Consider the following 18,779-nt stretch of genomic DNA (forward strand, 5'->3'; position numbering starts at 1 on the left):
GTTGGATGATGCCGGCCCGGGCCGATCCTCCCTAGCATCTCCGACCTCTGGGCGGCCCGGCGCCCCCTCCCCAGGAAAGACAACACCATATGAGCGGCAAACCCGCGGCCCGGCAGGGCGACATGACGCAAAAGGGCGGCCCGATCGTCCAGGGCTCGGCGACGGTGCTGATCGGCTCTGCGGGGGGCGTGGCGTGCTCGGTGTGCCCCGGGGGCATGGCGGTGGGCAACCCGGTGAACCCGGCGCTGGGCGCGAAGGTGCTGACCGGGGCCGATGAACTGGACTTCGCGCTGCCGGGGCCGCTGCCGCTGGCGTGGCAGCGGGTGTACAGCAGTTACGTGAACGTGGAGCATGGTGCGGCATGCGGGTTGCTGGGGTATGGGTGGAAGCTGCCGCTGGAACTGCGGTTGCGGCTTCAGGATGAGCGCGCAGTGCTTTTCGATGCATCCGGGCGGGCGATCACGTTCGACGAGGCGCTGCAGCCGGGGCAGGCGCTGTACAGCAGCAGCGAAGACCTGTGGCTGTTGCGGGGTGGGGGCATGGCGAACGCCCCTTCCGGTAGCACGGCATTCGCCACGGACCCGAACTCGCCCTCTACCCGGACCTCCACGCCGGCCGAACTGCTGCCCTGGGCGCAGCAACCGCGCTGGTCGCATGTGCCGGCCGTGCTGCGTGCGGACCCGGGCTGCGTCATCTCCGTGCCGGGCGCAGGCGGTGCAGGCGCGCCGGCCTGGGTGTTCCTGCCGGCAGGCGTATCGGGCGACCACGTCCTGCATGCGGTGATCGACCGCTTCGGCCGCAGCCAGCGCTACCTGTGGGGCGAGGAAGGCGAACAGCAGGGCCGCGTGGTCGGTATCACCGATGGCACCGGGCGCCGCTATGCGCTGCGCTACGAGCGCATCGCGCAGGATGCCGGACCAGCACAGACAAGTGCCCATCCCCTGCTGCAACCCGACGATGGGGTGCGGCTGGTGGGCGTGGACTGCACATTCAATCCGCTAGATCCGAGCGTGGTTCCGGGTACGACCCCGCGCCCTCAACCGCTCGTGGGCTACCGCTACGACAGCGCAGGCAACCTGGCAGAGGTACTGGGCGCAGACGGCACGGTGCTGCGCCGCTTCGGCTACGACACGCTGCACCGCATGACGGAGCACCAGGTGCGCCAGGGTCCGAAGCACCGGTATGTCTATGAAGACCAGACCGCGCAGGGCCGTCGCCAGGGGTTGGTCGCACGCCCGGGTGCCCGCGTGGCCGAGCAACACAACGAAGAGGGGCTGTCGTACTTCTTCGAGTACAGCCAGGCGCCCGCGCAGGCAGCCCAGGGCCCGGAGGGTGGCCAGGATGGCCCTGCTCCGGCCACCGCGTCTTTACCCAGCACCAGCCAAAGCAGCACGGTGGTGCGCGACAGCCTGGGCCGGACTACCGCCTACCACTTCGAGGGCGAAGGCGGCCTCAAGCGCCTGGTGCGCCTCGTGGCCCCGGACGGGGCCGAACAAGGATTCCGATACGACAGCGCCGGCCGCCGCCTCTCTGCCACCGATGCGCTGGGCCGCACGACATGGTGGCGCTACGACGGCGCAGGCCGGCTGCTGGGCGTGCAGGGCCCGGACGGGCGCAGCACGCAACAGCACTGGGGCGCGGCGGGCAGCGCGCAGGACGGCCTGCTGCTGGCCAGCCAGGATGCGGCAGGGCTGCGCACGGACTTCCGGTACGACGACTGGGGACGGCTGGTGGAGGTCGCGATGGCGCCTGCCGGGGGCGGGAACGGAGCGAGCGACACCCAGGCCCTCACCACCCGGTTCGAGTACGAGCAACCGCAAGATGACGGCACCGGCACCGTAGCCTTCCCACCACACGCACTCGCCTGGTGCGACCAGCCCGTGGCGATGATCGACGCCCAGGGCGGGCGCAGCCTCTACGCCTACAACGCCTGCGGCCAACTCGCACGGCACACGGACTGCTCCGGCCGCAGCCAGTCCTGGCGCCACGGCGCCTGGGGCGAGGTGCTGGAGACCACGGATGCGCTGGGCCAGCGCACCCAGTTGCACCACGTGCTGGAACATGGCGCCCTGCGGCTGGTGGGCGTGCAGCAGCCGGGCAACACGGCGGTGCGCCACCGCTGGTCGGCCGCGGGCAAGCTGGAGGCGACCACCTACGGCACGCACGACGTGCTGGAGGGCACGGGCGAGCCCGCAGGCACCAGCACGACGGTCGCCTACCGGCACGACCTCTGGGGCCGGGTGGTAGAGCAGGTGCAGGCGGGCCGGGGCGTGCAGTTGCGCTACGACGTGGCCGGGCGGCTGCAGGAGCTCGTCAACGAGAACGGCGACGTGACCCGCTTCGTGCACGACGCGGCCGACCGGCTGGTGCAGGAAGTGGGCTTCGACGGGCGCAGCCAGGTGTATGGCTACGACGCGGCGGGCCAGCTCACGCACACGGGCGACGGGCACGGCGAAGGCCACCACCCGGGAGCGGCAGCGCGGCCGGAGTTGGGGGCGGTGGTGCGAACGCGGCTGCACTACGACCTGGGGGGGCGCTTGGTGGCGCGCGTGGCCGTGCGGCTGCCTGCACCGGGAGCAGCGTCCGGTGTCGATGTATCCGACAACCCAGCGGCTGAACCGCACGCCGTGCTGCAAATCCAGCGCTTCGAGCACACCCCGGCAGGCGCATTGCAGCAGACGCGCACCTGGGAGGCAGAACTGCCGCACGGGATCGAGCCCATGGCATTGCCTGTCAGCTCCGCACTCTCAGGAGCTGCCACGGATCGACCCATCCCCCTGGCCGAGCGCTGGCTGTCACTGGACACGCAGGTCCTGTTATCCCTGCTGGATCGCCCGGGCGACCCGGCCCAGGCTCCGGTGGTGGCCGCGCTACAGGCGCAGCGTCTGCAGCCGGAAGCCCGCGTGGCCCTGGCGCGCGATGCCTTCGGGCGCGTCTGCGGAGAGACGCAGACGCTGTACCGGCAGGCCATGCAGTTGCAGACACCCCATGCCGGGGGCGAGCCCCCCGTGGAGTTCGAGCACGCGATCACCCACACCCTGGGCCCGCTGGGCCAGCGCACGGCCACGCAGGCGCAAGGGCTGGGCACGCTGCAGTGGCTGGCCTACGGCTCGGGCCACGTGCACGGGCTGCTGCTGGACGGCCAGCCGCTGGTGGATTGGGAGCGCGATGCGCTGCACCGAGAAGTGGGCCGCACGCTGCACCTGCTGGAAGGCCAGGACAACGCAGACCTGACGGCCATCGTGCATGCACGGCAGCTGGACCCGATGGGCCGGATGCTGCACCAGGACTGGCGCGGCCTGCGCCATGCGGCGCCCGTTGCTCCTGACTTGGCAAACGAATCTGAGACAGGTCCTTCGTCCGCCGCGGGCCGAATCGCTCCAGCCCTGGGTCCCCTCTCCACACTCGCCCAGCGCCGCTACTGGTACGACCCGCTGGGCCAACTGGTGGGCGTGCAGACACCGGGCGAGGCCACGCGCTACGGCTACGACGCCTGGCAGCGCCTGAGCGGGCTGCACCGCGCGGGCCCGGGCTCGACGGAAATGCAGGCGCACTGGACGCTGGACGCAGCGGGCAACCGCCTGCCCGCGCCCGTGGAGGCGCGCGCGGCCGGGGTCTCCCATGCCGAGCGCCAGGACTGGGCGCGGCAGGTGCGCGAGAACCTGCACGATGCGGACTTCGACCTGCTGCGTGCGGGCGACGGGCCCGGCGAGGGAGCAGGCCCGGTCACGCGCTGGCCGGGCAACCGCATCGGATGGAACACGCCCGAACCGGACGCCGATGGAGCCGGTAGCGATGGCAACGACGGCAGCGCCGGCAAGGGCATCCTGATCCGCTACCGCTACGACGCCTTCGGCAACCGGGTGCAGGCGCTGCACACCGACGGCCGGGCGCAGCGGCTGCGCTATGACGCGCTACACCGGCTGCGCGAGGTCTGGCAGCGCGAGGCAGCGGGTGGCGCCTGGCAGCGGGTGGCCTGCTACCGCTACGACCCCTTCGGGCGGCGGCTGGCCAAGACCGTCTTCGGCCATGGCAACGACAACAGCAACGCAGCTGCGGAGCCTTCGACAACCACCTACGCCGGCTGGGACGGCGACCGCCTCGTGCACACCGAAGGCCCGCAGGGGCTGCAGCACGTGCTCTACGAGCCCGGCTCCTTCGCGCCGCTGCTGCGCCTGGAGCGCGAGCAGGCCATCCCCACGGCCATGCAGGCCATGCTCGCCGTGGAGGGGAGCGAAGGACTGGGCGAAGCGCAGGCGTTCTTCGCGGCGCTGCCGCCATCGCAGCGCGAAATGCTGCAGGATGCGCTGCACGGCGCCATGGGACCGGACGGCGAGCAGCTGATCGCGCGCGTGCAGGGCGTGCTTCCCGCCGAGGTGGCCACGCTGCTGGCATCCGGACTGCAGGAGGTCGGCAGGCGGCAGCAGTTCGCCGCCCGGTCCGCGCCCACGCGCATCCGCCATTTCCTGTGCGACCACCTGGGCACGCCCATCGCCCTGGTGGACGCCAACGGTCCGCAGGCGGGCCTGGTCACCTGGGCCGCCACGTACCACGCCTGGGGCGCTATACGAGAGGAATACGACCCGCACGGCATCGGCCAGCCCATCCGCTTCCAGGGTCAGCAGCTCGATGCGGAGACGGGGCTGCACTACAACCGGTTCCGGTACTACGACCCGATGCTGGGGCAGTATGTGACGCAGGATCCGATCGGGCTGGAGGGTGGATTGCATGCATCGATCTATCCGCTGTCTCCGACGACGGGAATCGATCCGCTCGGCCTGTTGGCATCGTCAACGGTCGACCTGAATTTCTTTCCACACAATGACCCCCTCCGGGCCGCCGCGAACAAGCTCCGTGGTTCCGACACCCTGTACCTCATCGCTGGACACGGAAACAGGCAGGGCCTCCATGACGAACATGGCAAACTCATCCCGGTTGACAAGCTGGCTCAGATGATCCGCCGCGATCCGAATTACAAGCCTGGCATGCCCATCGCATTGCTTTCCTGCAATACCGGATGGAAGAACAGTGCCTACGCGCAGGGGCTGGCCGACGCCATGAAGGCGATTGTCGTGGCGCCGGACACATACGTCTGGTACGACCTACAAACAGGGCGCATGACGGAAATGGGGGGAAACATCATCACCACGCATAGTTTCGGCTTCGAATTCCAGAAGCTGGTGAAAGATCCGTCACGGCCAGGCAAATACAACGCATTCTTCCCGGAGCGTCCCTCACAGCCCCAGCTTTGACGGCGCCACACCAATGCGCCCGCGGCAACCTTCGTTGATGCCCGCCTATACTCATCGCTATTCACCCAAGGAATAGCGAATGCCTTCTTCGTCCGCCTCCCGCCCGACCACCCTCAGCCTCGCCCACATGTGTGCCCTGCTGGCCTCCACGGTCCTCGCCCTGGCCTGCACCACCACCCGCGCGGGCGAGGTACCGGTGGCCGTGGCGGCAAACTTCACGGCGCCGATGCAGAAGATCGCCGCCGCCTTCGAGCAGGACACGGGCCACAAGGCCGTGCTGTCCTTCGGCGCCACCGGCAAGTTCTACGCCCAGATCCGCAACGGTGCGCCGTTCCAGGTCTTCCTGGCGGCGGACGACACCACCCCCGGGCGTGTGGAGAGCGAAGGCCTGGGCGTGCAGGGCTCGCGCTTCACCTATGCCGTCGGCAGGCTCGTGCTGTGGAGTCCGCGCGAGAACTACGTGGACCGCCAGGGCCAGGTGCTGCGCACGGGCGACTTCACGCACCTGTCGATCGCCAACCCCAAGCTGGCGCCCTACGGCCTGGCAGCGGTGCAGACGATGGAGAAGCTGGGCCTTGCCGAGTCGCTCAAGCCCCGGCTGGTGACGGGCGAGAACATCGCCCAGGCCTACCAGTTCGTGGCCAGCGGCAATGCGCAGCTGGGCTTCGTCGCGCTGTCGCAGGTCATGGAGGACGGCCGCATCGCCCAGGGATCGGCCTGGCAGGTGCCGGATGCGATGCACGAGCCCATCCGCCAGGATGCGGTCCTGCTCGCCACCGGCAAGGACAACGCGGCCGCCGCGGCGCTGATGCAGTACCTGCGCGGCGACAAGGCGCGCGAGATCATTCGCCGGTACGGCTACGGCTTCTGACGCCGGGCCATGCCGCTGTCGTCCGAAGACCTCGCCGCCATCGGGCTGACGCTGCGGCTGGCAGGGCTCACCACGCTGCTGCTGCTCGTGCTCTGCACGCCGCTCGCGTGGTGGCTGGCGCGCACGCGCTCGCGCTGGCGCGGCCCCGTGTCCGCCGTGGTGGCGCTGCCGCTGGTGCTGCCGCCCACGGTGATCGGCTTCTACCTGCTGTTGCTGCTCGGGCCGCACGGGGCGGTCGGCCGGCTGATGCAGTCGCTGGGCCTGGCCACGCTGCCGTTCACCTTCGGCGGGCTGCTCGTGGGCTCGCTCGTGTACTCCCTGCCCTTCGCCGTGCAGCCCCTGCAGCGCGCCTTCGAGGCCGTGGGCGACCGGCCGCTGGAGGCCGCGGCGCTGCTGGGCGCGAGTCCGCTGGACCGGTTCTTCACCGTGGCGTTGCCGCTGGCGCGCAGCGGGTTCCTGACGGCGGGGGTGCTGAGCTTCGCCCACACGGTGGGCGAGTTCGGCGTGGTGCTCATGCTGGGGGGCAATATTCCCGGGGTGACGCGCGTGGTGTCGGTGCAGATCTACGACCACGTGGAAGCGCTGGAATACGCCCAGGCCCACTGGCTCGCGGGCGCCATGGTGGCCTTCTCGTTCGCGGTGCTGCTGGCGCTGCATGCCCTGCAGCCTGCCCGGAGGCGCGCATGATCGCCTTCGCCCTGCCCCCGGTCGCCAGCGACACCATCGAAGTGCAGTTGCGCCTGCCACGGCCCGGCCGCTTCACGCTGGAGGCGGACCTGCACCTTCCAGGCCAGGGCATCACCGCGATGTTCGGCCCGTCCGGTTGTGGCAAGACCAGCCTGCTGCGTGCCATGGCAGGACTGGAGCGTGGTGCCGGCCGCGTGGCGGTGCCGGGGGAGGTCTGGCAGAACGACGCTCTTGGCCAGTGGCTGCCACCGCACCGGCGCGCCCTGGGCTATGTCTTCCAGGAGCCGGGCCTGTTCGCGCACCTGGACGTGCGCGGCAACCTGGATTACGGCCTGCGGCGCACGCCCCCGGCGCGGCGGCGGGTGCCGCTGGAGCAGGCGGTGGAGCTGCTGGGCATCGGCCACCTGCTCGGGCGGCTCACCCATGCGCTGTCGGGCGGCGAACGCCAGCGCGTGGCGATCGCGCGTGCCCTGGCCGCGAGTCCCCGGGTACTGTTCATGGACGAGCCCCTGGCCGCGCTGGACGCGGAGCGCAAGGCCGAAGTCATGCCCTACCTGGAGCGGCTGCAGCGCGAACTCGACATCCCGGTGCTCTACGTGAGCCACGCACTCGACGAAGTGGCGCGGCTGGCCTCGCACCTCGTGCTGCTGCGCGAAGGCGCCGTGCTCGCCAGCGGCCCCATCGCCACGCTCATGGCCCGACCCGACCTGCCGCTGGCGCACGGCGAGTTCGCCGCGACCCTGGCCGAGGGTGTCGCCGACGGCTACGACGCCGCCGACCGCATCGCGACCGTGCGACTGCCGGGCGGACAGGCCCTGCTGCTGGCCGCGGACCACGCCCCGCCCCCGGGCACGCCGGTGCGGCTGCGCGTGCAGGCGCGCGACGTGAGCCTGGCACTGGCGCCACCGGCGGCCACCAGCGTGCTAAACCTGCTGCCGGCCCGCGTGCTGGCCCTGCACGACGAGCCCGCGGGCCAGGTGCTGGTGGCCCTGGATGCCGGGGGCACGCCGCTGCTGGCGCGCATCACCGGGCGGTCCGCGCGCGCGCTGGGCCTGGCGCCGGGGCTGGAGGTAGTGGCGCAGGTCAAGGGCGTGGCCCTGCTGGGCTGAAGAGCAGGATTCATGGCAGGGATAAATGGATGCAGCGGCGGCAATGCCCGCAAAGCCCGGTTGCGCCCTGAGAATTCCGCGCTTCGCCATTGCCGGGGATTCCCTCCATGCCCGTTTCCGTTTTCGACATGCAGTCGCTCCAGCATCTCTGGAGCACGGACGAAGTCCGCGCCATCTTCGGAGAGGAGAACCGCGTGCAGAAGTGGCTCGACGTCGAGGCCGCGCTGGCCTCTGCCCAGGCCGACATGGGGATCATTCCCCGGGACGCGGCCCGCGAGATCGCCGACAAGGCCAGGGTCCGGCATATCGACATCGGCAGGATGTCCGCCGATATCCGGCGCATCAGGCATTCGCTGGTGCCCGCGCTGCGCCAGTTGCAGGCCGCATGCTCCGCCGACCACGGCGAGTGGATCCACTACGGCGCCACGACCCAGGATGTGATCGATACCGGCGTCGCGCTGCAGCTCAAGGAATTCCACGCGGTCGCGCTGCGCGACATGCGGGCCGTGGGGCGGGAACTGGCCCGCCTGGCGGTGGAGCACCGCGACACGCTGATGGCCGGGCGCACGCACGGCGTCCAGGCGCTGCCGATCACCTTCGGCCACAAGTGCGCCGTGTGGCTCGACGAACTCGGCCGCCACCACGAGCGGCTCGTGCAGGCCGCCCCGCGCGTGCTGGTGGGGATGCTGGCCGGGGCGGTGGGAAGCCAGGCGGCCTTCGGCCCCAACGCCGCGGAGCTGGAGGAGCGCGTGCTGCGCAGGCTGGGCCTGGGCGTGCCGCCGATCAGCTGGGCCCCGGCGCGCGACCGCTTCGCAGAGTACGCCAACCTGCTGGCGCTGATCGGCGGCACGCTGTCGAAGATCGGCAACGAGCTCTTCAACATGCAGCGCGACGAGTGCGACGAAGTGGAGGAAGGCTTCCCCGAGGGAAAGCTGGGCTCGTCCACGATGCCCCACAAGCGCAACCCCGTCTCGGCCGAGAACCTCGCCGGGCTCTCGCGGCCGCTGCGCTACAGCGCCGCCATGATGGTCGAGGGCATGGTGCAGGAAAGCGAGCGCGACGGCATCGCCTGGAAGGTGGAATGGAAGGCGCTTCCAGAGGCCTGCATGATCGCCGGGGCGATGCTGTTCCAGGCCAGGCACCTGCTGGCGGGGCTGAAGGTGAATGCCGCCGCGATGGCGGCCAACCTCGGCAGGATGCACGGCTACCTGCTCTCCGAACGGGTGATGCTCGAACTCTCCGCCCGCGTGGGCAAGCAGACCGCCCACGAGTGGATTTACGAGGCATCGATGCACGGCATCACCCACAAGCTCGGCTTCGCCGAAGCGATGCGCCACCACGAAAGCCTGGGCCGGCTCCTGACGGAGGACGAGATCCACGACCTGACGGATCCCGCCGGCTACCTGGGCCAGTGCGGGCCCGCGGTGGACCGCGTGGTGGCGGCGCACGGGGCGTGGCTGCAGGGGTGAGCGCCGGCTCATCCGTTTCCGGCATCGGCTGACAGACCGGCGCTCTGCCGTCGCCCACACTGCGCGGATGCAAGCCCCATCCGCCTCCCCTCCGCCTCCAGGGCGCCCCTCCCTCCTCGAGCGCGCCAGGAGCGCGGCGCTCGGCAACCTGCAACTCACGGTCTCGGCCGGGCTGATCGCGGCCGTGGTGCTCTGGGGGCTGGCATCCCCCGCCAGCCTCGGTACGTTCTTCGGCGCGCTGCTGTCGGACATCACCCGGAACTTCGGGTGGCTGTACCTGTGGGTGGTGCTGGCACTGGTCGTGCTGGCCCTCTTCCTCGCCCTCAGCCGCTACGGCGACCTGAAGCTGGGCGACGAGGACGAGGAACCCGAGTTCTCCACCGCGACGTGGTTCGCGATGCTCTTCGCGGCGGGCATGGGCATCGGCCTGGTGTTCTGGGGCGTGGCGGAGCCGGTCTCGCACTACGGGCTGCCGCCGCCCGGCATCGCCCCGCAAACGCCGGAGGCCGCGGGGGCCGCCATGCGCTACGCCTTCTTCCACTGGGGCCTGCATCCCTGGGCCATCTACGGCATCGTCGGGCTGGCGATCGCCTTCTTCCAGTTCCGCCGGCAGGCCCCGGCCCTGGTGAGCTCCGCCACCGAATCGCTGCCCTGGCGCGGCATGCGCCACCTCTCGCCGCTGGTGAACGTGCTGGCGGTGGTGGCCACGGCGTTCGGGGTCGCCGCCTCGCTTGGCATGGGCGCCGCGCAGATCAACGGCGGCCTGCAGGCGGTGTTCGGCGTGCCGGTGGGCCCCTGGCCGCAGGCCGCCATCATCGTGGTGACGACGGCGCTGTTCATCACCTCGGCGGTGAGCGGCGTAGACCGGGGCATCAAGTGGCTCTCCAGCGCCAACCTGCTGCTCGCGGCCTTCCTGGCGCTGGCGGTGTTCCTGCTCGGACCCACGGTGTCGCTGGTGAACACCTTCACCAACACGCTCGGCGCCTACCTCAGCGAATTCGTGCGCACCAGCCTGCGCATGTCGCCGTTCCGGGACAGCACCTGGGTGGGCGACTGGACCATCTTCTACTGGTCGTGGTGGATCGCGTGGTCGCCGTTCGTGGGCCTGTTCATCGCGCGCGTCTCGCGTGGGCGCACGATCCGCGAATTCGTGCTGGGCACGGTGATCGCGCCCAGCCTGGTGGGCTTCCTGTGGTTCTCGATCTTCGGCGGCACCGCGCTGCACCTCGAGATTTTCCGCCAGATCCCCCTGGCCGCCGCGGCCCAGGCCGACCCGGCCACCGCGATGTTCGCCATGTTCGGCGCGATGCCGCTGGGGCTGGCGATGTCCATCGTGGCAACGGTGCTGGTGGTTGTGTTCTTCGTGACCTCGGGCGACTCGGCCACGCTGGTGCTGGGCACGATGAGCACCCGGGGCGACCCGGACCCGTCCGCACGCGTGAAGATCGTTTGGGGCCTGCTGGTGGCCGGCATCGCGCTGTCGCTGCTGTTCGCGGGCGGTCTGCAGGCGGTACAGACCGCCACCATCGTGTTCGCGCTGCCGTTCGCGCTGGTGCTGGTGCTGATGGCGGTGGCCCTGCTGCGCGCGGTGCGCGAGGACCACGAGGCCGAGCGCCAACGCGAACGCGCCCTGCGGCGCCGGATGCGCGAAATGGCGATGCGCGAATGACGGCGATCCCGGCGCGGCCGCCAAAGCGGCCCCGTCCTACAGGCCCCGTCGCCGCTGCCGCGCGAGCTCGACCGGCCGCCGCATGCGCCAATGGCTTGCAGCCGACACGGTCGTGCGGAAGCCGGCTTTCTTGTTGCGTTCCTTCTTCCCCGACCTTCTCCAGGATCCCACCGTGCCGTCCAACGACTCCTCCCTGCTGACCGCCCACGACGCCTACCTGCTGCGCGAGGGCACGCATGCCCGCCTCTACCAGTCGCTGGGCTGCCACCTGCGCCGCACGGCCGGCGTGCCTGCGCAGGAGGCGCGCGGCGCGGACTTCGCGGTCTGGGCCCCGAATGCGGCGTCGGTCTCGGTGATCGGGGACTGGAACGGCTGGAACCCGGAGGCCGACCCGCTGGCGCCGCGCGGCGACGACAGCGGCGTGTGGGAGGGCTTCGCGCCCCACGCGGCCCACGGGCAGGCCTACAAGTTCCGCATCGTGTCGCGCAACGGCGGCCGGGTGCTGGAAAAGGCGGATCCGCTGGCCATCTGCTCCGAGCTGCCGCCGCGCACCGCATCGCGCATCTGGGACCTCGACTACACCTGGAACGACGGCGAGTGGATGGCCTCGCGCGGCCCGCGCAATGCGCTGGGTGCCCCGATGTCGATCTACGAGGTGCATGCGGGCTCCTGGCGCCGCAAGGATGGCCAGTTCATGGGCTACCGCGAACTGGCCCATGCGCTGGGCGAGTACGTTCAGTCGATGGGCTTCACCCACGTGGAGCTGATGCCCATCACCGAGCATCCGTTCTATGGCTCCTGGGGCTACCAGACCACCGGGTATTTCGCGCCCACGTCGCGCTACGGCACGCCGCAGGATTTCATGTACTTCGTGGACCACCTGCACCAGCGCGGCATCGGCGTGCTGCTGGACTGGGTGCCCTCGCACTTCCCGATGGACGGGCATGGTCTGGCGGAGTTCGACGGCACGCACCTGTACGAGCACGCCGACCCACGGCAGGGTTTCCATCCGGAGTGGAATTCGGCCATCTTCAACTACGGCCGCAACGAGGTGCGCAGCTTCCTCGTCTCCTCGGGCCTGTTCTGGCTCGACAAGTACCACCTGGACGGCCTGCGCGTGGACGCGGTGGCGTCCATGCTGTACCTGGACTACGCGCGCAAGCAGGGCGAATGGGTGCCCAACCGCCACGGCGGGCGCGAGAACCTGGAGGCGATCGAGTTCATGCGGCTGCTCAACCGCTCGCTCTACCGCGACCACCCGGACACAGTGAGCATCGCCGAGGAATCCACCGCCTGGCCCATGGTCTCGCGCCCCGTGGAAATGAACGGACTGGGCTTCGGCATGAAGTGGAACATGGGCTGGATGCACGACACGCTGTCGTACTTCAAGGAAGACCCGGTCCACCGCCGCTACCACCACCACAAGCTGACGTTCTCGCTGGTCTACGCCTTCAACGAGAACTTCGTGCTGCCGCTCTCGCACGACGAGGTGGTCTATGGCAAGGGATCGCTCGTCAACAAGATGCCGGGCGACGAATGGCATCAGTTCGCCAACCTGCGCGCGCTGTTCGGCCTGATGTGGGCCCACCCCGGCAAGAAGCTGCTCTTCATGGGCGGCGAATTCGGCCAGCGCCGCGAATGGACGCACGAGGGCGAACTCGAGTGGTGGGTCTGCGACGGCCCGCTGCACGGCGGCCTGCAGCGCATGGTGCGCGAGCTCAACCGCGTGCTGCGCAGCGAGCCGGCCCTGCACGACATCGATTTCTCCCCCGAGGGCTTCCAGTGGGTGGAGGCCGACGACGCCGGCCGCAGCGTGATCGCCTTCCTGCGCAAGCCCGGCGCCGAGGCCCAGCGCCAGGGTGCCACGCCGGTGCTGGTGGTCTGCAACATGACGCCGGTGCCGCGCGAGAACTACCTCGTGGGGGTGCCTTCCGCCGGCTACTGGCGGGAACTGTTCAACAGCGATGCCCGCGAATTCGGCGGCGCCGGCTGGGGCAACCTGGGCGGCGTGGAAGCCGCGCCCGTGCGCTCGCACCACTGGGCGCAGTCGCTATGCCTCACGCTGCCGCCGCTGTCCACCCTCATCCTCCGACAGGAGCCTGCACGCCATGCCTTCCCCGCCTGACTCCGCGCCCTCCTCCCCCAACGCCCGGCCCGCGCCGTCCGCCGCGCCCGCCGGCCCCGGCCGCCGCCTGCCCCCCCCGGCCGCCACCGCGCAGGCCGTGCCGCGCGCTGCGCCCCCGCTGCCGGAGGACGGACGCGCGCGCGCGGTGATCGACGCGGTGCTGCCGGTGGTGGACGGCGGCCGCTTCGCGGTGAAGCGCGTGGCGGGCGAGGCGGTGCGCATCACCGCCCACTGCTTCACCGACGGGCACGACGTGCCCCGGGCGATGCTGCGGTGGTGGAAGGAGGAAGGCCCCGGTGCCCCGACCGCGCCGGCCGAGCTGCCCATGCACCCCGAGGTGAACGACGAGTGGTGGGCCGAATTCACGCCGCCCGACCCCGGGCTCTACCGCTACACGGTGGTCGCCTGGGTGGACGCCTTCGAATCCTGGCGGCACGACATGCAGCGCCGCGTGGACCCGGCGGACATCCGCGTCGCGGCGCGCGTGGGCGCCGCCGACGCCCGGGCCGCCGCCATGCGGGCCGCGGCGCACCCTGCCCCGGCCGACGCCCGGCAGCTCGAAGAATGGGCGGAGGCGCTGGAACGCGGCGCCCGCGAGGACATCGGCGATGCGGCTCCGCTCAAGGCCCTGGCGCTGCAGGAAGCCGCCGCCGAGGCGATGCGCCGCCACCCCGACCGCAGCCTGGAAACCCGCCATCCGGTCGCGCTGCCACTGCGCGTGGACCGCGAGCGCGCGCGCTTCAGCACCTGGTACGAACTCTTTCCGCGCTCCACCGCGGCCGTACCGGGCATGCACGGCACCTTCCGCGATGTGGAGGGCCGGCTGGCCGACATCGCCGCCATGGGCTTCGACGTGCTGTACTTCCCGCCCATCCATCCCATCGGCCGGGTGCAGCGCAAGGGCCGCAACAACACGCTCACGGCCGCGCCCGGGGACGTGGGCAGCCCCTGGGCGATCGGCGCCGACGAGGGCGGGCACAAGTCCATCCACCCGGAACTGGGCACGCCGGAGGACTTCCGCCGCCTCGTGGCGCGGGCCCGGGAACACGGCATCGAGCTCGCGCTGGACATCGCCTTCCAGTGCGCACCGGACCACCCCTACGTGCGCGAGCACCCGGACTGGTTCCGCTGGCGCCCCGACGGCACCGTGCAATACGCCGAGAACCCGCCCAAGAAGTACCAGGACATCTATCCCTTCCACTTCGAGTGCGAGGACTGGCAGGGCCTCTGGCAGGAACTGCGCAGCGTATTCGCGCACTGGATCGGCGAGGGCGTGCGCATCTTCCGCGTGGACAATCCGCACACCAAGGCTTTCGGTTTCTGGGAATGGGTGATCGGCGACATCCAGCGCGAGCATCCCGACGTGCTCTTCCTGGCAGAGGCCTTCACGCGCCCCAAGGTGATGCATGGCCTGGCCAAGCGGGGCTATACCCAGTCCTATACCTACTTCACCTGGCGCAACACGCGCCAGGAACTGCAGGACTATTTCACCGAGCTCAACACCGCGCCCGGGCGGGATTACTTCCGCCCCAACGTGTGGCCCAACACGCCCGACATCCTGCACGCCCAGTTGCAGGGTGGCGAGCCCGCGATGTTCGCGCTGCGGCTGGTGCTGGCCGCCACGCTCTCGGCCAACTACGGCATCTACGGGCCGGCCTACGAGCTGCTGGAGCACCTGCCGCGCGAGCCCGGCAGCGAGGAGTACCGCGACTCCGAGAAATACCAGCTGCGGCACTGGGACCTGGAGCGGCCCGGCAACCTGCGGCCCCTCATCGCCCGCGTGAACCACATCCGCCGCGCCCACCCTGCCCTGCAGGCCGACCACAGCCTGCGCTTCCTGCCGGTGGACAACGACATGCTGCTGGCCTACCTCAAGCGGTCGCCGGAAGGACGCGACGTGATCGTGACGGTGGTCAACCTCGATCCGCACCACGCCCAGTCGGGCTGGATGCGGCTGTCCCCGGCCGACATCGCCATCGCGGCGGGCGACCCGCCCGCGGCCGACTGGCAGATGCACGACCTGCTGAGCCAGCAGCGCTTCCTCTGGCAGGGCGACACCCACTACGTGCTGCTGGATCCGCAGCGCGCGCCTGCCCACATCTTCGCCGTGCGGCGCCGCGTCGCGGGCGCCGGAGACATCGACCCTTTCCAGTGATGCCATGAACGCCCCCCTGCTGCGCCAACCCCTACCGGCCGCGGATCCGTCCGCCGGGCCGCTGCCCGAACCGGGCCCCGTGGTGATGCCCGAAACCCCGGAGATCGACACGCAGGGCGACCCGCAGTGGTACCGCGATGCCGTCATCTACCAGTTGAACGTGAAAGCGTTCTTCGACAGCAACAACGACGGCTACGGCGACTTCAAGGGCGTGACCGCGAAGCTGGACTACGTGAAGGACCTGGGCGTCAACACGATCTGGCTGATGCCCTTCTACCCCTCGCCGCTGCGCGACGACGGCTACGACATCGCCGACTACGAGGACGTGCACCCGCAGTACGGCACCCTCGCGGACTTCAAGGAGATGCTGGACGCCGCGCACGAGCGCGGCCTGCGCGTGATCACCGAGCTGGTCATCAACCACACCTCGTCCGACCACCCGTGGTTCCAGCGCGCGCGGCGGGCCCCGCCCGGCTCGCCCGAGCGGGACTTCTACGTCTGGAGCGACACGGACCAGATCTACCAGGGCACGCGCATCATCTTCACGGACACCGAGACCTCCAACTGGGCCTGGGACCCCGTGGCCAAGCAGTACTACTGGCACCGCTTCTTCAGCCACCAGCCGGACCTGAACTTCGACAACCCGCTGGTGCTGGAGGCCGTGTTCAAGACCATGCGCTTCTGGCTGGACATGGGCGTGGACGGCTTCCGGCTCGACGCCATTCCCTACCTGGTGGAGCGCGACGGCACCAGCAACGAGAACCTGCCCGAGACGCACGCCGTCATCAAGAAGCTGCGCGCGGCGATCGATGCGGAATACGGGAACCGCTTCCTGCTCGCCGAGGCCAACATGTGGCCGGAGGACGTGCGCGAGTATTTCGGCAACGGCGACGAATGCCACATGGCCTACCACTTCCCGCTGATGCCGCGCATGTACATGGCGATCGCCCAGGAAGACCGGCATCCCATCGTCGAGATCCTGCAGCAGACGCCCGACATCCCCGAAGGCTGCCAGTGGGCCATCTTCCTGCGCAACCACGACGAGCTCACGCTGGAGATGGTGACCAGCAAGGAGCGCGACTACATGTACAGCATGTACGCGGCCGACATGCGCGCGCGCATCAACCTGGGCATCCGCCGCCGGCTCGCGCCGCTGATGGAGAACGACCTGGACCGGGTCAAGCTCATGAACGGCATGCTGCTGTCCATGCCGGGCTCGCCCATCATCTACTACGGCGACGAGATCGGCATGGGCGACAACGTCTTCGTGGGCGACCGCAATGGCGTGCGCACGCCCATGCAGTGGTCGCCCGACCGCAACGGCGGCTTCTCGCGCTCCGATCCGCAGCGGCTCTACCTGCAGCCCATCATGGACGCGGTGTACGGCTACGAGGCCCTGAACGTGGAGGCCCAGTCGGGCGACCACAGTTCCCTGCTGCACTGGACGCGCCGCATGCTGGCCGTGCGCAAGACCAGCCGCGCCTTCGGCCGCGGGCGCCGCACCTTCCTCAAGCCCGGCAACCGCAAGATCCTGGCGTACGTGAGCGAACACGAGGACGACGTCATCCTCACGGTGTTCAACCTCTCGCGCGCCGCCCAGCCGGTGGAACTGGACCTGTCGGCCTACCGGGGCCGCACACCGATCGAGATGCTCGGGCGGGTCACTTTCCCGCCCATCGGCGACCTGCCCTACCTGCTCACCCTGCACTCCTACGGTTTCTACTGGTTCCGCCTCTCCAACGAGGCCCCGGTGCCCTCCTGGCACCAGGAGGGCCTGGACCTGCAGGAGCGCCCCGTGCTCGTGCTGTTCGACGGCTGGACCAGCTTCTTCCGCGAGCGCGTCATGCCCTGGCGCATCGGCATGGCCGAGCGCATGCGCACGCAGTTCGAGGACGACACCCTGCCGCGGTTCATCGAACTGCAGCGCTGGTATGCGGACAAGGGCGCGGCCATCGCCGGCGCACGCATCCTGGACCACACGGTGTGGAAGGCTGGCGAGGGCTGCGAGTGGATGCTGCCGCTGCTGGGCGTGGAGCCGGCAGCAAAGCCGGGCCAGCCGCAGGGCACCGCCGCGACCTACTTCGTGCCCCTGGCCCTGGCCTGGGAGGAAGGCAGCGAGGAGCGCATGCGCCGCATCTCGCCGGCCGGCGTGGCGCGCGTGCGCCAGCAGGCCCAGGTGGGCGTGATGGGTGATGCCTTCCATGACGAGTCCTTCTGCCGCGCCGTGGTGCGCGCCATGGGCGAGGGAACGGAACTCGCCACCGACCAGGGCGGGCGAGTGCGGTTCCGGCGCACCTCGGCCTTCGACGCGCTGGCCGCGGACCTGGACGCGCTGCCCGTGGAACGCCCCGGGGCCCAGAGCAGCAACACCGTGGTCGCCCTGGACGAGGCCCTGTTCCTCAAGGGCTACCGCCGCCTGCGCGAGGGCGTGAACCCCGAGCTGGAGGTCGGCCGCTTCCTCACGGAGGTCGCCCGCTTCCCGCACTGCGTGCCGGTGGCGGGGTCGGTGGAATACGTGGCGCCCGACGGCACCACCATGACGCTCGCGCTGGTGCAGTCCTACGTGGCCAACCAGGGCGACGGATGGGAGTACACCCTCGGGTACCTGGAACGGTTCCTGGAAGACACGCGCGTGGCGCAGTCGGCCGGCCCCGCCGCGAACGTGCATGGCGGCTACCTGGCCCTGGCTGCGACCCTCGGCCAACGCACGGCGCAGTTGCACCAGGCACTGGCCCGGCGCACCGGCGATGCCGCCTTCGACCCCGAACCCGTCACCGCGCAGGACGTGGCCGCCTTCCGCCAGCGCGCGCGCGCCGAGGCCGAAGACACGCTCGCCCTGCTGGAGCGGCGCCTGGGCGAGCTCCCCCCCGCGGCGCAGACGGACGCGCAGGCGGTGCTGGCGCGGCGTGCCCTCATCATGGAGCGCCTCGCGGCCGGCGGCACGGAAACGCCCACCGGCACCAGGACCCGCTTCCACGGCGACTACCACCTGGGCCAGGTGCTGGTGACGGGCAACGACTTCGTCATCATCGATTTCGAGGGCGAGCCCGGCCGGCCGTTCGAGGAGCGCCGCGCCAAGAGTTCGCCGCTGCGCGACGTGGCAGGCATGTTGCGCTCCTTCAACTACGCGCGCTGGGCCGCCCTCAAGCACATGACCCAGTCCACCGAGGAGATGGTGCGCCTGGACGAGGCCGCGCGGCACTGGGAGCACCAGGTCCGCGACGCCTTCCTGGCCGCCTACGCGGCGGAAGGCCTGGCGGCCGACCCTGCCCTGATCTCCCTGTTCGAGCTGGAAAAAGCGCTCTACGAACTCCGCTACGAACTGGGCAACCGGGTGGACTGGGCCCAGGTACCGCTGCAGGGCATCCTCGCGCTGATCGGCGCGGCAGCGGCGCCCACGCCCACCCCGAGCCTGCCAGACACTCCCGCCTGACGGCGCCGC

At 70.4% G+C, this 18,779-nt stretch carries 9 protein-coding genes; all 9 read left to right on the top strand.

Going from position 1 to position 18,779, the window contains the following annotated elements; genetic code table 11:
* Nucleotides 1–89: 89 nt before the first annotated feature.
* Complete coding sequence (locus tag ACAV_RS15510; RefSeq protein ID WP_013595520.1) at nt 90–5,252, top strand: DUF8616 domain-containing protein; 5,163 nt, start codon at nt 90–92, stop codon at nt 5,250–5,252.
* Nucleotides 5,253–5,331: 79 nt separating this feature from the next.
* The gene (modA, locus tag ACAV_RS15515; protein WP_013595521.1) at nt 5,332–6,123 is read left to right on the top strand and encodes a molybdate ABC transporter substrate-binding protein; all 792 of its coding nucleotides are present in this window, start codon (nt 5,332–5,334) and stop codon (nt 6,121–6,123) included.
* A 9-nt stretch (nt 6,124–6,132) separates the two neighbouring features.
* On the top strand, nt 6,133–6,810 hold the full coding sequence (gene modB, locus ACAV_RS15520; protein WP_013595522.1) for a molybdate ABC transporter permease subunit: 678 nt from the start codon (nt 6,133–6,135) through the stop codon (nt 6,808–6,810).
* The gene (gene modC / locus ACAV_RS15525; RefSeq protein ID WP_013595523.1) at nt 6,807–7,919 is read left to right on the top strand and encodes a molybdenum ABC transporter ATP-binding protein; all 1,113 of its coding nucleotides are present in this window, start codon (nt 6,807–6,809) and stop codon (nt 7,917–7,919) included. Before modB ends, modC begins: the two co-directional genes overlap by 4 nt.
* A gap of 107 nt (nt 7,920–8,026) precedes the next feature.
* The gene (gene purB, locus ACAV_RS15530) at nt 8,027–9,388 is read left to right on the top strand and encodes an adenylosuccinate lyase (protein ID WP_013595524.1); all 1,362 of its coding nucleotides are present in this window, start codon (nt 8,027–8,029) and stop codon (nt 9,386–9,388) included.
* A gap of 67 nt (nt 9,389–9,455) precedes the next feature.
* Complete coding sequence (locus ACAV_RS15535; RefSeq protein WP_013595525.1) at nt 9,456–11,057, top strand: BCCT family transporter; 1,602 nt, start codon at nt 9,456–9,458, stop codon at nt 11,055–11,057.
* A gap of 82 nt (nt 11,058–11,139) precedes the next feature.
* Nucleotides 11,140–13,182, top strand: a complete 2,043-nt coding sequence (glgB, locus tag ACAV_RS15540) for a 1,4-alpha-glucan branching protein GlgB (RefSeq protein ID WP_013595526.1) — start codon at nt 11,140–11,142, stop codon at nt 13,180–13,182.
* Complete coding sequence (locus tag ACAV_RS15545; protein WP_013595527.1) at nt 13,166–15,337, top strand: alpha-1,4-glucan--maltose-1-phosphate maltosyltransferase; 2,172 nt, start codon at nt 13,166–13,168, stop codon at nt 15,335–15,337. Before glgB ends, ACAV_RS15545 begins: the two co-directional genes overlap by 17 nt.
* Nucleotides 15,338–15,341: 4 nt before the next feature.
* Nucleotides 15,342–18,770, top strand: a complete 3,429-nt coding sequence (treS, locus tag ACAV_RS15550; protein WP_013595528.1) for a maltose alpha-D-glucosyltransferase — start codon at nt 15,342–15,344, stop codon at nt 18,768–18,770.
* The last annotated feature ends 9 nt before the right edge of the window (nt 18,771–18,779 follow it).

This window comes from Paracidovorax avenae ATCC 19860, assembly GCF_000176855.2.
Classification (GTDB): Bacteria; Pseudomonadota; Gammaproteobacteria; order Burkholderiales; family Burkholderiaceae_C; genus Paracidovorax; species Paracidovorax avenae.